The organism is Duganella sp. SG902, assembly GCF_013376005.1.
Taxonomy (GTDB): domain Bacteria; phylum Pseudomonadota; class Gammaproteobacteria; order Burkholderiales; family Burkholderiaceae_D; genus Rugamonas.
The window spans coordinates 1-13,293 of record NZ_JABMJK010000027.1 but is presented as its reverse complement, the minus strand read 5'-3'; the positions used below and the strand labels follow the sequence as shown (position 1 = coordinate 13,293).

General features: G+C 67.2%; 23 protein-coding genes. 1 reads left to right on the top strand and 22 read right to left on the bottom strand.

The annotated features are described in order from the left end of the window. Positions 1-4: 4 nt before the first annotated feature. The 12 genes from FHW83_RS29620 to FHW83_RS29565 form a co-directional block, all read right to left on the bottom strand. On the bottom strand, positions 5-310 hold the full coding sequence (locus FHW83_RS29620) for a phage tail assembly protein (RefSeq protein ID WP_176649952.1): 306 nt from the start codon (positions 308-310) through the stop codon (positions 5-7). A 60-nt stretch (positions 311-370) separates the two neighbouring features. Beyond that, positions 371-880, bottom strand: coding sequence for a phage major tail tube protein (locus FHW83_RS29615; protein ID WP_176649951.1), 510 nt, complete (start codon positions 878-880; stop codon positions 371-373). Between the two features lie 27 nt (positions 881-907). Next, positions 908-2,080: a phage tail sheath protein gene (locus FHW83_RS29610; RefSeq protein ID WP_176649950.1), complete on the bottom strand. Its 1,173-nt coding sequence runs from the start codon at positions 2,078-2,080 to the stop codon at positions 908-910. 184 nt (positions 2,081-2,264) lie between these two features. Then, a complete protein-coding gene (locus tag FHW83_RS29605; RefSeq protein ID WP_176649949.1) occupies positions 2,265-2,696 on the bottom strand; it encodes a YiiX/YebB-like N1pC/P60 family cysteine hydrolase in 432 nt (143 codons plus the stop codon). Then, on the bottom strand, positions 2,693-3,202 hold the full coding sequence (locus tag FHW83_RS29600; protein WP_176649948.1) for a hypothetical protein: 510 nt from the start codon (positions 3,200-3,202) through the stop codon (positions 2,693-2,695). Before FHW83_RS29600 ends, FHW83_RS29605 begins: the two co-directional genes overlap by 4 nt. Before the next feature lie 184 nt (positions 3,203-3,386). Beyond that, positions 3,387-4,466: a glycine-rich domain-containing protein gene (locus FHW83_RS29595; protein ID WP_176649947.1), complete on the bottom strand. Its 1,080-nt coding sequence runs from the start codon at positions 4,464-4,466 to the stop codon at positions 3,387-3,389. Between the two features lie 3 nt (positions 4,467-4,469). Then, the gene (locus tag FHW83_RS29590; RefSeq protein WP_176649946.1) at positions 4,470-4,799 is read right to left on the bottom strand and encodes a hypothetical protein; all 330 of its coding nucleotides are present in this window, start codon (positions 4,797-4,799) and stop codon (positions 4,470-4,472) included. Between the two features lie 18 nt (positions 4,800-4,817). Then, on the bottom strand, positions 4,818-5,627 hold the full coding sequence (locus FHW83_RS29585; protein WP_176649945.1) for a phage tail protein: 810 nt from the start codon (positions 5,625-5,627) through the stop codon (positions 4,818-4,820). Then, positions 5,624-6,151, bottom strand: a complete 528-nt coding sequence (locus tag FHW83_RS29580; RefSeq protein WP_176649944.1) for a phage tail protein I — start codon at positions 6,149-6,151, stop codon at positions 5,624-5,626. The genes FHW83_RS29585 and FHW83_RS29580 overlap by 4 nt, the downstream gene beginning before the upstream one ends. 3 nt (positions 6,152-6,154) lie before the next feature. Beyond that, complete coding sequence (locus FHW83_RS29575) at positions 6,155-7,054, bottom strand: baseplate J/gp47 family protein (protein WP_176649943.1); 900 nt, start codon at positions 7,052-7,054, stop codon at positions 6,155-6,157. 13 nt (positions 7,055-7,067) lie between these two features. Further along, complete coding sequence (locus FHW83_RS29570) at positions 7,068-7,409, bottom strand: GPW/gp25 family protein (RefSeq protein WP_176649942.1); 342 nt, start codon at positions 7,407-7,409, stop codon at positions 7,068-7,070. Further along, complete coding sequence (locus FHW83_RS29565; RefSeq protein ID WP_176649941.1) at positions 7,406-8,038, bottom strand: phage baseplate assembly protein V; 633 nt, start codon at positions 8,036-8,038, stop codon at positions 7,406-7,408. Before FHW83_RS29565 ends, FHW83_RS29570 begins: the two co-directional genes overlap by 4 nt. Positions 8,039-8,194: 156 nt before the next feature. On the opposite strand from FHW83_RS29565, the gene FHW83_RS29560 reads away from it, so the two are divergent. Beyond that, on the top strand, positions 8,195-8,971 hold the full coding sequence (locus FHW83_RS29560) for a site-specific DNA-methyltransferase (RefSeq protein ID WP_373997287.1): 777 nt from the start codon (positions 8,195-8,197) through the stop codon (positions 8,969-8,971). Here the strand turns inward: FHW83_RS29560 and FHW83_RS29555 are convergent. The 10 genes from FHW83_RS29555 to gpM form a co-directional block, all read right to left on the bottom strand. Then, positions 8,968-9,435, bottom strand: a complete 468-nt coding sequence (locus FHW83_RS29555) for a phage virion morphogenesis protein (protein WP_176649940.1) — start codon at positions 9,433-9,435, stop codon at positions 8,968-8,970. The genes FHW83_RS29560 and FHW83_RS29555 overlap by 4 nt on opposite strands. 1 nt (position 9,436) lies before the next feature. Beyond that, positions 9,437-9,862, bottom strand: a complete 426-nt coding sequence (locus FHW83_RS29550) for a phage tail protein (protein WP_176649939.1) — start codon at positions 9,860-9,862, stop codon at positions 9,437-9,439. Then, positions 9,855-10,085 carry an Rz1-like lysis system protein LysC gene (gene lysC, locus FHW83_RS29545; protein WP_229224416.1) on the bottom strand — a complete coding sequence of 77 codons (231 nt, stop codon included), beginning with the start codon at positions 10,083-10,085 and terminating at the stop codon, positions 9,855-9,857. Before lysC ends, FHW83_RS29550 begins: the two co-directional genes overlap by 8 nt. Then, complete coding sequence (locus FHW83_RS31010) at positions 9,976-10,434, bottom strand: LysB family phage lysis regulatory protein (protein ID WP_229224418.1); 459 nt, start codon at positions 10,432-10,434, stop codon at positions 9,976-9,978. The genes lysC and FHW83_RS31010 overlap by 110 nt, the downstream gene beginning before the upstream one ends. Beyond that, positions 10,431-11,240 (bottom strand): N-acetylmuramidase domain-containing protein, encoded by an 810-nt coding sequence (locus FHW83_RS29535; RefSeq protein ID WP_176649936.1) that lies wholly within the window; start codon positions 11,238-11,240, stop codon positions 10,431-10,433. The genes FHW83_RS31010 and FHW83_RS29535 overlap by 4 nt, the downstream gene beginning before the upstream one ends. Beyond that, positions 11,237-11,509, bottom strand: a complete 273-nt coding sequence (locus FHW83_RS29530) for a phage holin family protein (protein ID WP_373997286.1) — start codon at positions 11,507-11,509, stop codon at positions 11,237-11,239. The genes FHW83_RS29535 and FHW83_RS29530 overlap by 4 nt, the downstream gene beginning before the upstream one ends. Before the next feature lies 1 nt (position 11,510). Beyond that, positions 11,511-11,858, bottom strand: coding sequence for a putative holin (locus tag FHW83_RS29525; protein WP_176649935.1), 348 nt, complete (start codon positions 11,856-11,858; stop codon positions 11,511-11,513). A 13-nt stretch (positions 11,859-11,871) separates the two neighbouring features. Next, the gene (locus tag FHW83_RS29520) at positions 11,872-12,081 is read right to left on the bottom strand and encodes a tail protein X (RefSeq protein ID WP_176649934.1); all 210 of its coding nucleotides are present in this window, start codon (positions 12,079-12,081) and stop codon (positions 11,872-11,874) included. Further along, a complete protein-coding gene (locus tag FHW83_RS29515; protein WP_176649933.1) occupies positions 12,081-12,557 on the bottom strand; it encodes a head completion/stabilization protein in 477 nt (158 codons plus the stop codon). The genes FHW83_RS29520 and FHW83_RS29515 overlap by 1 nt, the downstream gene beginning before the upstream one ends. A 99-nt stretch (positions 12,558-12,656) precedes the next feature. Then, the coding region (gene gpM, locus FHW83_RS29510) for a phage terminase small subunit (protein ID WP_176649932.1) at positions 12,657-13,293 on the bottom strand (637 nt) is incomplete at its 5' end.

Below are 13,293 nucleotides of genomic sequence, written 5' to 3'. Positions count from 1 at the left end.
TCCTCTACGCGGTTTGGGAGGCCAGCTGCGCAAGCGCGGCCTTCGGTGCCAAAAAACCGGCAAACGCCATCCCCAGCTGTACCAGGTCGGCCGGATCCAGGCGGTGGACGTCCTGCTCGGTCAGGGTGGGCGTGGAAATGCGCGGCAGCACCTTGGACAGCGCATTCACGTCCAGGGCCACCAGGTCCTGCAGCGTGGTGCCGCGCAGCGTGCCGGCGTTGGGCTTGGCCAGGGTGATTTCGGTAATGGTTTGCTCGCCGCGCTGCAGCGGGGTGTCCAGGGTGATGGTTTCGGTGGTCTTGGTTTGCATGGTGGTGGTTCCTATGGGATGGGGGGGAGCCGCCCACCTGGTGGCGGACGGCTGGGAGGGTTACAGGCCGATGGCCTTGCGTTGGTCGGCCAGGCGGTCCACGCCCTTGACCTTCTCAATGCCGGCCAGCACGTCGATCTCGATCACGTCCTCGCCGTTGATGGTCAGCTTGTAGTACGAGAGGGTGGTGACCACCTTGAAGGCGGTTTCGCCGGCCATCTTGGCCGTGCCCATGTCGATTTCCTTGCGGCGGCCGCGCACGGTCACTTCCACGCTGTCGTGGGTGTCGCTGTCTTCGGCGCGGTAGGCGCCGGAGAAACGGACCTGCACGCCGTCATGCTTGAGCAAGCCCCACTGTTCCAGGATCGGGCGCATGATGCCGCCGTAGGTCTCTTCCATGGTCATCACTTCCATGCCCTGGTCGGTTTCGACCTCGCCCGACATGCCGGCGCCGCGCCAGGCTTCCATCTTGCGCGACAGCTTCGGCAGCTGCAGCTCGGCCACCTGGCCCTGGTAGCTGTTGCCGCTGTCGAATACGTTGAAATTCTTGAGTTTCTTTGGCAATGCCATATCGTTTTCCTTCTCGGTGATGGGGGATTAAGCGGCCGCCAGCAGGGCCGCGAAGTCGGCCAGGTAGCGGTCGGTCTTACGCTGGCGCAGGTTCAGGTTTTCCAGCGGCGGCACGTCGGTGAAGTCGTAGTCCAGGACCAGCTTGCCGGCGGACAGCTGGCTGGCGGAGTTGGCGGCGGGATCCACCCAGCAGTTGAAGCCGATCAGGTAGCCGTCGCGCACCAGCTGGCGGCCTTGGCCGTTGATGTACTCCACGATGTCCTTGGCCAGCGAAGGGTGAATGCCCTTGTCCACAGCCCAGGCCACGCCGTCCGCCATCAGGGTTTTCAGCACCTGGGCAGTACGCACGGTGGATTCAAACTGGAACAGCGGGTCATCGGAACAGGTGCGATTGCCCCAGAAGCGGAAACCGTCGCGGCGCACCAGGGTGGTCACGTCCAGCTCGTTCAGGTAGTTGGCATCGGTGGCTGCGTTCTGCATGTCGAAGTACACGTCCTTGCTGATGCCGGTCACGCCGTTCAGGGCCACATTCGACAGCGTTTTGTGCCAGCCCACTTCCTGGTCGATCTTGGCGCGCAGGCCCAGGGCGCAGGCCACGGCCGGAATCACCTGGTCGGCGTTGGCGGTGGTGTCCCAGGCCAGGAAGTCGGGCCACATCAGCATCAGCTCGCGCTGCGAGAAGCCGGCGCGGTAGGCCGTCACTTCTTCCTTGGTGGCGCAGCCGTTGGCGTTGGCGTAGGCAAAGGCGCCCAGCTGCTGGGCGATGCCGGCCAGCTCGGTGGTCACGGCTTGCGTATCGAGGCCAGGCACGCCCAGGATGCGCGGACGGATGCCCAGGCGGGCCTCGGCCGTCAGCAGGGCTTTCAGGCCGGTGTATTTGCCGTTGACGGTGCCGCCCACGATGTTGCTGGTGGTTTCTGCGGCGCTGACGCCTTCGGCCACGCGCACCACCACGGTGTAGGGCTTGGTCTGGGCGCCAATCGCTTCCAGGGAGCGTGCCAGGGTGCCCTGGTCGCCCGCCTTGCCGGCAGCGCTGATAACGTCCGTGACCAGCACGGGCGTGTTGAGTGGGAAAAGGGTGGCGTCGGCGTCGGACGAGGTGAACACGCCGCCCACCACGGCCGTGGATACGGACGGGGTAGGGCGGGCGCCATCGTTGACTTCGCTGACGAAAACGCCATGGCGGAATTCGGTAGTCATGCTGGTTTGCTCCTGGTTGGGATTGAAATGGCGTGCCACCGAATGACAGGCATGACACGCGGTGAAACGATGCCCAGCAGGATGCCCCGCGCGCGTGTGAAGTGCAGCAAGGGGGCGCTGTGCCCGCAGCGGGCACAAAAGAAAACGGCCGCCTGGTGGGCGGCCGCTGGTGAGGTGCGGGTGGTCAGTAGGTGCGGATATACAGGTCGCGCGGATTGATGCGCCAGGTGTTGACCCGGAACAGCGGATAACCGGCCGTCTGGAAGGCCCAGGCCACCAGCTCGGAACAGAAGTCCCGGTCATCGCGCTGCAGGCGGATCCGCAGCAGCATGGCCAGCGCGCCCAGGAAGTCGTAGCGGCGGCCGATCCGCGAGCGCGCGGCCGCGATCACGGCCGCCGGATCCGGGCACGGAATCTCGATGATTTCCCATTCGCTGGCGGCCGCCTGGAACTCGGCCAGGCTGCGCGTGCTGACGCCCTTGAACATATTGGCCTCCACCACTTCCCCGCCGTCCACGATGCCGCAATGCGACCAGGGATCCCACAGAAAGGTGCGAATCAGCACGCTGACCGGCAGGCGGCTGCGGCTGAAAATCACGCGCACGGCGCCGCTCATGCTGCGGCCTCGTCGTCGGCTGGTTGCGGCAGGCCCTTGACGTGGCGTTCGTAGTCGGTCGTGACCTGGTTCAGCGCCGCCGCCAGCTCGGCCACCGTAATCAGGCCCTTGGCCTGCAGGATGCCCACCAGCTGCGGCAGGTCGGAGCGTTTCAGGTCGATGTACTTGCGCGGCAGCAGCAGCGTGACCAGGCCGCGCACGTCCGCATCCTCGGAGCGCGTGATGGCCAGGGCCTTAGCGCCGAAGCGGTCAAAGAACGGCCCCACGTCGATCCAGAAGTATTCCGGGGCGGCGCTCGCCCAGGTCAGCGGGTTGGGCGGCAGCTCGATGGGTGGCTCGTAAATGTCCCAGGTGCCGGAATTGAACAGGCTACCGGCCGTCACGTTGTCCGGCACTTTGGTGAACAGCTTGGCCACGTCCGGGTGCATACAGTCGGCCAGGTTGAAGCCTTCCGGCACGCGGAACACTTCCAGCGCCTTGTTGTTCTCGATGCGTGCGTAGTTCATTTTTCCTCGTTCTCCTTCGGTTGATGTTGCCCACACCAGCCCTGGGCTGTCATGGGCGGGAAAGCTGCGAATACATGGCCAGCGGGTGACAGCAGCGCGGCCGGCGGACCTTGACGGCACAGGCCCTGGGTGGCTTCTTCTTCTCTGGCCAGGAAGAAGCGGCAGGCGCCGCAGTTGTTCGCCGTTACCATTCGACCACCACCATGCCTGGGCCGCCTTGGCGGCCCGTGCTGGTGCCGCCGTTGGTGCCGGCCACGGCGCCACCGCCAGCGCCCACACCGCCGTTGCCGCCGGTGCCGCTATTGGCGCAATAGCTCGCGCCGCCGCCACCGTATGGTCCACCGTCGCCACCCTGGCCAGTTCCGCCGGAGCCACCGAAGGACGCACCACCACCAGAACCCGTGCCGCCGGCGCCACCATTGCCCGAAGAACTGGTCTTGCCGCCGCCGCCGCCGCCACTAAAGTTATCGCCTGGGAAGCGGAACGGCGTGCTGGTTGGGTTATTGCTCCCCGCTACGCCTTCTGCTGCGGAATTGCCCAGCAGGTCATAGCCGCCGGCCACAGAGCCCTGGATGCCGCCGCTACCCACGCCGGCGCCGCCGGTGCCGTACTGGCTACCGTCCGCCACCGTGGTGAACCCGGCACTTGGCGCCGAAACGCTGCCGCCGCCGGTCGCATAGCTGCCCGAACCCAGCGTGCTGGTGATGCTGCCCGATGCGCCCCCATCGCCGTAGGGTGAACCGGCCGCGCCGCCACCGGTGGCCGCGCCGCCGGCGCTGGTCGGGCTGATGGAGCCGGAGTTGCCGCCCTTGGCGTTGATGATGTTGCCGCCGCTGCCCTGGCCGCCCACGGCGCCGGCCAGGTTGCCGTTGGCCGAAACGGTGCCGCCGGCGCCGCCCGTCGCAGACAGCAGGGCGCCGAAGGACGAAGTGCCGCCGGCATTGCCTGGGGTGCCGTCACTGGCGCGCAGGCCACCACGTCCCACCGTGACCGCATAGGTGGTGCCTGGCGCCACCGTATAGGTGCCCATGGCGAAGCCGCCGCCGGCGCCGCCCGTGGCGCGCGCACTGGCGCCATTGATGGATGCGCCGGACCCGCCGGCGCCCAGCACGCGCACGCGAATGTTGGTGACGTTGGGCGGCACGGTAAAGGTGCCGTCAGAGCCGAACACACGGAATTTGCCGGTGCCGAACACGTCCAGGCCGTTGGCGTTGGTCAGCTGGACCACCTGGGCCTTAGTGCCCGCAGAAAGAGCGCGTCCCATGGCTTAGCCCTTCTCGTAGCCGTACACGGACACGTCCACGCCGGCCACGCTCGACCGTGCGAACACGCTACGGCCGACAGAAGTAGCCAGGCCGGTGCGTTCCAGAACGCCGTGCGGTTTGACTTCCTCGTCATGCTCGTAGTACAGCGAGCCGGCGGCCGACATATCGGCGCCAGTGCCGTGGCCCAGGCGCACCAGGGCCACGGTGTCGGTCTTGTTGCAAATGTTGACGGTGAAGGTGGCAGCGACGGCTGGGGCCTGGCACTGGTACACCTTGGTGTCGGTGTTTAAGGGCAGCGTAGCGCCGCCTAAATGTCCGCTTTGGATTGGCATATTGCTTGATTCCTTTGGTTAGGTTCCTGCTGCATAGAAAAACTGTTCGGCCCAGGCGTTGGTCGCCTCGGCCTTGGTCTGGTACTGCGCGTGCGGGTTGGCGGCCGCCACGTGGGCGGCCAGGCCGTCGCCGGCGCCGGCCAGCGCTGCGGCAGCGGCGCCGGCGGCGTCATAGGCGGCGTCGCCTTCGGCTTTGGTCAGGTACTGCGGGTGCGGATCCGGGGCAGCGAGGTGGGCGGCCAGGCCGTTGCCGGCGGTGGCCACCGCAGCGGCGGCGGCGCCGGCGGCGTCATACGCGGAGTCGCCCTCCGCTTTGGTCAGGTACTGCGGGTGCGGGTCGGCCTTCGCTTCATGGGCCGCGATCTGGTCCAGGACGGTCTGCAGCGTGGCGTAGGCCATCGGGTCGATGGCCAGGCTAATGGCGGCCGTGCCATGCTCGAAGGCCACCACCATGCGCAGAATCATGGCCTCGGCCGCGCCGCTGTCCGGCGCCGGCTTTTCCACGGCCGGATGGTTGCCCACGGCCAGCACCGTGCCAGGCGTGCGGCCGCCCTTGACGGCCAGTTCGCGGACCACGTAGCCGCCACGGTCCTCCGGTACCGCCGCTTCCAGGATGATCCAGTTGGCGTGGACCGGATGCTGGCGGATCGAGGTAATTTGCACCTCGTCCACCTGGTGAACCAGGGCGGTGCGGCCGTCCGGGATGACGGGGGCGCCGTTGCCGTCGCCAATGGCGATGTGCGTAAACGGCACGGTCTGCTGCGCAGCCAGTGCGCCGGCCAGCTCGGCCTCGCCGGCGGGCGTGGGAAGGGAATAGTAAGTCGTCATGGCTTGGGATAGATCGTGATGGTGATGAGGGAACTGGCGCCCGTGCCCACGAATACCTGCATGGCGGGGCGGGCGACCAGGCGCACGGTGTAGCTACTGCGCACGGGCTTTACCGCGTCGATCTGGTTGTTGATGGTCTGGATATAGCTGGTGTCCATGCCGTCGAACACTTCCACGTCCACGCGGAAGGTGTAGGGGGCGCCTTCGGGCGCGGTCTGCCACCACTCCACCACCTCGGTGGACACGCCCAGGGCGTCCAGGGCGCGCTGCAGGGCGGCCAGCGTGCCGCGCTGGCGATGCACCAGGTAGGCCGAACGGATCACGCCGCGCTTTTGCGCCTCGGTCCAGGTGTTTTCCCAGGGACTGACGGCCAGGAAGTTGGCCAGGTACGGCAGCAGGTCCAGCGGGCAGCTGTCCGGGTTCAGCAGCTGGCGCAGCGGGATGGCCACGTTGGCGATATCGGCGCAGGCGTCCGCAATGGCACGCTCCAGCGGCGTGGCGTTCGGCGGCAGCAGGTAGGACATGGGTTAGCCCTCGCCCAGCTCGATGGCGGTGCAGTACGGCGCCTGCACGTCCGTGGTGGCGATATCGGCCAGCGGTTCAATCAGCTGCACACGCTCCACGCCGGTGATGTGCAGCGCGGCCATGATGCCGGATACGGCCACCTCGCGGCCGATCTGGCGGCATTCCTGGGCATAAGCCTGGGCGCGGCGCAGCGATTCGGCCGTTACCAGGGAGCGGTCGGGGCCTGGAAGCATGAACAGGGTGGCACGGATGGCAAAGGGCACGATGCCGGCGGACTGCAGCAGCACGTGGTCGGTCAGCGGGCGCACCGTGTCGGCGCTCAGGGTCGCCGCCACCTTGTCCAGCAGCGCCTGGCTGGCGGTGCCGTCGCCCTCACGGGACAGCACAGTGACCAGCACGCGGCCGTCCTGGGGGCTCTTGACGGCAATGTCCAGCACGGCGCCGTCCGCGCCCATGGCGTGCGACTTGTAGGCATCGGCAGGACCGGCGACGGAGAAGCCCAGCGGGGCCAGCTGCGCGCGCTTGCGCAGGTCGGTGTTACCTTCCTTGACCTCGGCCACGTTGTGGTCAGGATCAGCCGGCGTGACCACCAGGCGTTGCACGCCCAGCAGCGCAACCAGGTTGTCCAGGTCGCCATCCATGGCAAAGGCCAGGAAGTTGGCGCGCGCGGCGTCGTTGACGCGCTGGCGCCACACGATTTCCTCGTAGGAGTTTTCCTGCAGCAGCATGGCCATGGGCTCGGAATCCAGCTCCAGGGCTGCGGTGACATCGGCCACCTGGTCGGCGGGAACCAGGGACAGCAGGCGGGCCTTGCGGCGCGCATAGATCGTTTCAAAGTCAAGTGTCTCCACCACGCCAGGGAATGGCAGCTGGGACAGGTCGATGGGCGTGGCCACGGTCATGCTGGGTTGCTCCTTACTTCAACTGGACCCGAACGGATACCGCGTCCGGGGAAATGGTGGTGGTGCCCTGCACGTCGATGACGACAGAGCCAGGCGCGGCCGGATCCAGGATCAACAGCACGCGGGTCAGGCGCAGGCGGGGCTCGTTTTTCATCAGGCACGTGGCGACGGCCGCGTACAGGCGCACGCACGTGGCCGGGTTCGTCGGCGCGTCCACCAGGTCGCCCAGCTCGGACCCGAACAGGCGGCGGCAAACGCGGGAGAACAGCGGCGTGGTCAGGCACTTGCCGATGGACTGGTTCAAGTGGGCCATGCCGGCGATGGCGCGGCCGGTGTTGGCGTCCATGCCCCTCATGGCAGCGGTGGCCCTACGCGCTTGCCGTCGCCCATCTCCATGTGGCCGTGGCCAGTCAGGGTGATGTTGCCGGCTTTGACTTCGGTGGCGGCGTTCACGTTCTTGGCGTCCACATCGCCGTCCACGGTCAGGTCGCCCGTGCAATGCGTGCTCGATGCGTCCAGCGTGATGGTGTCGGCTTTCACGGTCGCGCTGTCGGCCTCGATGGTGGCGGTGGCGGTCTTGATCGTCACGGAACCAGGCGAGGAAAGCAGGACGGTGGCGCCGTCCGGCAGGTCGACCACCAGCTCGTGGCTGTCGTGGTCGTACTCGATGCGCGCGCCATCGGGGAATAGGCGCGTGTGGGTGGTCGGCTTGTTGCTCGGTGGCGCGTTGTCGTCGGCGTACAGGCCGCGCAGTACCACGCCTTCGGCCGGGTCGCCGCCTGGGCATACCAGCAGGATCTGCTCGCCTTCTTCCGGCGGTTCCCAGGTCAAGGTTTTGCCGGCGGCCAGCGTCAGCCAGGGCAACCAGTTGGTTTCCAGCTCGCCCGTGGCCACGCGGCACAGCGCTTTGTCGTAATCGACCGCCAGCACGGTGCCCTTGCGCACCAGGTTCAGCAGCAGCCGGAGAGATTCGTTCATATCCATGGCCACGATGGTGCCTCGCGCGCACGTGGAGCGCAGCAAGGCGGCGCTGTGCCCGCAGCCGGTACAGCGGCCGCCTATCGCCCGGTGCTTCGCGCGTGCAGAGAATGTTGGGCGCCGCGTCAGTGTCGGCGCGTCATAACCCGATATGGAATCACCGTGAACACAGAGAGCAACAACGCGCCGATACCGGCCTATCCCCTCAACCAGCTGCACCAGGTCGATGCCCTGCACCTGGTCAGCAATCTCCCCGACGAATCCCTGGACATGCTGCTGACGGATCCGCCCTACTCGTCCGGCGGCCTGCACGTGGGCGCACGCACCAAGACCACCAGCAAGAAATACATCAACAGCAGCACCAAGGCGCAGTACCAGGACTTCATCAGCGACAACATGGACCAGCGTTCGTGGCAGTTCTGGTGTCATGCCTGGCTGTCGCAAGCGCGGCGGGCCTTGAAGCCTGGCGGCATCGTGGTGTGCTGCATTGACTGGCGCCAGTTGCCGGCGCTGACGGACGTGGTGCAGGCCGCCGGATTCACCCTGCAGGGCGTGGCGGTATGGGATAAAACGCCTGGCCGCTATCGGCCGCGGCGTGGCGGTTTCGCCCAGCAAGCGGAGTTCATCGTGTGGGCCAGCAAGGGCGCGCTACCGCAGCGTGAGGTGTACCTGCCTGGTGTGTTCCAGGCCCGTCTGGAAATGCCTAAGCAGCACTTGACGGAAAAGCCGCTGGACATGGCCCGCCAGATCGTGCGCCTGGTGCCACCTGGTGGCGTGGTGTGTGATTTATTCGCCGGGTGCGGCACGTTCCTTTTGGCTGCGAAAGAGGCAGGCCTGCCCTGGGTGGGCAGCGAGTTGGACGGCCACTACCACCAGCTGGCCAGCAAGCGCCTGGCGGCCGTCAAGGCGCCGCCGGCGGCCGAACTGATGGCGGCCTAGCGCGCCAGGTGTTCCAGCAGCTTGTCGCGGATCATGTCGCGTTCTGCCGGCGTGATGCCCAGCAGCTGGCGAACGGGGTATTTGTATTTGGCGCCGCCTGGCGCCACTTCCGATTCCAGGCCTTCCTGGTGGACGCGGGCAATGCGGGCTACCCTGCCCGCCCAGCCGATGGCCAGGCCTTCCGCGTCGGTGTCGATCTGCAGCAGCTTGGCCGTGCGCAGCTTGGCGAACATGGCGCGGCGCTTGATGCGGCCGGCCTTCTCCCTCAATTTCCTCCCCTGCAGCGCCCTGGGCTTGCGCGGCGCAAAGGCGCTGCCGTCCGGGTTGCGCTGGGCCGCGATGCGCTGCTGCTGACTCTTGCGCAGCGCGCGGCCTATCTCCATGGCGGCCGCGCGCCGTCCTGCAGGGCTCAGGCGGGCCAGCAGTGGGCCGGCCCAGTTCTCCAGTGCGTCCAGGTCATCCATGTCACAGCAGGCCCGTGCGGGTCCATTCCGGCGCTTCCTCGGCCATGTGCCGGATCTGGCGCGCGCCGGCCTGGTCGGTGGTCACGCGCACGTCCTCGGTTAGCGGCAGCTTGATGGACAGGTCAAAGGCGTCATGGTTGACGATATCGACCTCGAAAGTGATGTTGTTGCGTTCGTCGTTGACCGCCAGCAGCTCCGGCTGGTTGACGCTGGCCCAGGCCAGCAGCGCCGCCATGGCCTCGTCGGCGCCGCCGTTCATGTCGGTCAGGATCAGGTTGCCGGTGTAGTGGTACACGAAGGACAGGGAGCCGGTGCCATGCGCCACCACCCTGCCCTCGTCCGCGAACACGTGCAGCTTGCTGGGATCCTTGGCCAGCTCCGGGATGGCGCCCTTGACCACTTCGCGCAGCGCCGCCAGCTTAATCATGGCCCAGCCCTTCCGCCTGGTCTTTCGCCTGGCACTCCACGATGGTATCCACCACGGCCGCGCACAGCGCCCACGCGCCCTCGGCCTGGTCCAGTGCCGCGTTCATGTCGCCGTTATTCCTCACCCGCACGGCGGGCAGGCTGCAGGGTTGCACCCTGGGACAAGAGCTGGCGATAAGACGCGGCGCCGGTAATGGGGCCGTGGTCCCGCAGCCGGACAACATCAGCAGGGACAGCCACAGCGGCCCAGGCGCGAATCTCAGCGTTTTCATCTTGCAGTTTCCTCATTTGGATTTCACGGGTGTTTGCCAGCTGGTGCAGGGCCGTGCGCTCGCCGTCCAGGCTGGCGGCCAGGCGCTCCTGGGCGGCGCTCAGCGTGCGCAGCGTCAGGATGGTGGCGTCACGCTCCACAATGCCCTGGCGGGCCTGTACGGCGGCATCTACCGCCAATTCAGCCTTGATCTGCAGGTAACGGGTGTAGGTGAAGGCGCCGAAGGCCACAGCGGCCAGCAGGACGGCGCGCGCTGCCTTGCCGCCCAGGTCGGCGGCCAGCGATGCCGCAACGCCGGTCATGCCGCCACCTCGTCCAGCGCGGAATACTTGGCATAGGCCTGGGCCAGCTTGACGTCGTACAGGTTGGCGGCGTAGGCCGGACCGTTGTAGCCCTTGGCGAAGGCGGGCCACTTGCGGGCCTTCAAGGCGGCCAGCAGCGGGGCCTCATGGGCGATGAAGCGCACGAAGGCGTCCAGGTGGCTGGCCTCGTCCTGCTGCATCAGGCGCACGAAGTCGGACGCGCTGGCGTAGCCCAAGGCGGACCAGTGGTAGCCCATCACCTGGAAGGCGCCCCAGCTGGCCGACTCGTAGGCCGCCGCCAGGTGGATCTGCTTGGCCGTTTCCAGCCGGATGTACTCGGCGGCGCCGCCGTGGTAGCCGCCGCGTTCCTGGGCGCAGATGTTCGGATACTTCGCGGCAATCGGTTCCGGGTCGATGCCATGCTCCTGCAGCTGCTTGTAGAACACATGGCGCTCAAACAGGATCACGGGGCGGCCGTCCGGCAGGAAGCCCTGGCCGCGCGACTCCACCTCATTGACGGCGCGCACGCTGGCCAGGTTCACGCCCAGCTGGTCGGCCGCGCGCACCAGGTCGGCGGCCGCCAGGTGTTTGGGCTGGATGGAACCCATCAGGGCCATGAAGGATTTGGGACCGAAGAGGCCGTCGACCACCAGGCCCTTATCCGCCTGCAGGGCCATCACGGCGGCCACGGTGGCATCGTCGTACACGTTGGTGGTGGCTACCTGGTAGCCGGCGCGCTGCAGGCGTTCCTGCAGCTGCTGGACCTCGGCGCCGTGGCTACCTGGTCGAAGGGATACAGCGATCATTTCTCACTCCGCAGAAGGCGCGCGACATTACCGCGCGACCGGACAATAAACAGGGCCAGCAGCGCAGCGCGGCCCGCTTCAAAGTAGCTGACCGCCTTGGCGTGCAGCAGCAGCTCGATGGCGGATCCGCCCAGCACCACCAGCAGGCCGTAGGCCAGCCAGGAAACGTGGTGGCGATGGCGCGCGCCGTCGCGCTCGTACAGCAGCAGTGCGAAGATGGCCACGGTATAAGCCGCCATGGCGATGACGGCGGCGGGGTTCTGTACCACGTCAGCCTCCTTTCTTGCCGATCAGGCTTAACAGGTCGAACGACTTCAAGCGCTCGATCAGCTGCAGGGCGATCACGATTGCGCAGGCGGCGCCGAAGAAGGCGGCCACGCCGGTGGAGCGAATCGGGGTCCAGTTCACAATGTCCTGGGCGCCCTGGTAGCCGGCGATCATGGAAATGACCAGGTACGCCAGGCGCTTGACCAGGTTCAGGTCTTTGCTGCTGACCACCAGCAGCGCGGCACCGGCAAAGGCGCCGATCAGGGCGTTGCCGTCCACGCCTGGGAACAGGGCGGCCAGGCCGATGCCGGCGGTGGCGATGGTGACGGTGGAAGGGATGGGTTCGGCCACGGTTGGCTCCTTTCTAGTCCCACAGCCGCAGCAGCGTGGGGGTGTTGGTTGGGTGGGTGGTGGTGTCGGGCAGATCGACCTGCAGGCCGTGCGGCAGGACCGGCCCGTAGTCGGCCAGGCCGGGGTTCTGTTCCAAGACGATTTCCACCACGCCCTGGGTACGGCCCAGGTGGCGGAAGCACAGCGCGTCCACGGTGTCGCCCTGGTGCGTGATGACGCGCATCAGATCAGCTCCACGGTGGCGCGCGGCAGGCCCAGGAAGTCGCGGATAGCCCACTTGGCGGCGCGGCGCTCGTCGTCCACCAGCTGCTGCAGCTTGTCGGCCTCGTCCACGCCGGACTTGGTGGCGTCGAAGTTGCGGAACTGTTCGTTCAGGTCGGCCTTGACCGTGCGGTAGATGGCGGCCAGGTAGCGGTGCAGCTGCACCGCCTCGCCGCCAATCTTGGGTTCCAGCTGGTCCAGCGAGGTGACGCCAGCCGCCAGGCGGTCGGCCTTCCAGCCGGCCAGCTCGTCGTTGACGTGGATGACGGCGTCGACCACGGCATTGCGCAGGCGCAGGATGGTCACGGTGCCGTCCAGGCGCACGCTGTCGCGCAGGCGCGGCAGGTCGATATCGGGGAAAAAGCCGTCATTGGCCACAGTGGTGTCCTCTGGCGGCGGGTTCGGCGCGCTGGCTGGTTCGGTGGCAATGAAGGTCATGGGGTGTTCTCAGGAAAAGCGGGCGGTGGGCCAGGCATCGGATGGACCGGGCAAAGCCCTGCCATCGTCCGCCTGGCGCCGCCCAGGCCGGGGGGCTCGTTACGTGCTGGCGGGATCCTTCCCGCCAGCGTCCAGCTGCTTGCGCAGCCGGGCAATGTCTTGTTTCACGCCTGAATGCTCGGACAGTTCCAGGGCACGCTCCAGGTACGGCAGCGCGGCCGCCGGATCCTTGGCCATGAGCGAGTAGCCGGTAGCCTTGCGCAGCTTGGCGCGCACCTGGTCGGGCATGTCGTGCGGGTCGGTCATGTCCATGACCTGCAGCAGCTGCTGCGTGTCGATGGCGGCGGCCGGATCCAGCTTGAAGGCGCGCAGGGCGGTGTCGGCCACTTCCTCGGCCAGCACCGTGGCCAGCGTGCGGTCGTACTGGTCGGGCATAGTCATGCCGTGCTGCAGGACGTAGGCCGCGATCTCCAGCGCGCCGGCGAAGTCGCCCACGTCGATGCGCCACACCATGATGGTGGTCAGCACTTCATCCTGGGCGCCACGGCCGCCTTCCAGCGCACCGTTGACGTACTCTGCGTAGTCCGGCAGCAGTTCATCGCGCTTGACCTTCACCTTCTGCTCGATGGACTGGATGGACTTGAGGCGGCGCCGGTCGGCCACCAGCTTGACCAGCATCAGCTCGTAAGCGCTGGCGCCGGCCATGGTGGCCTCCGGCGCGGCGGCCGCAGCCGCC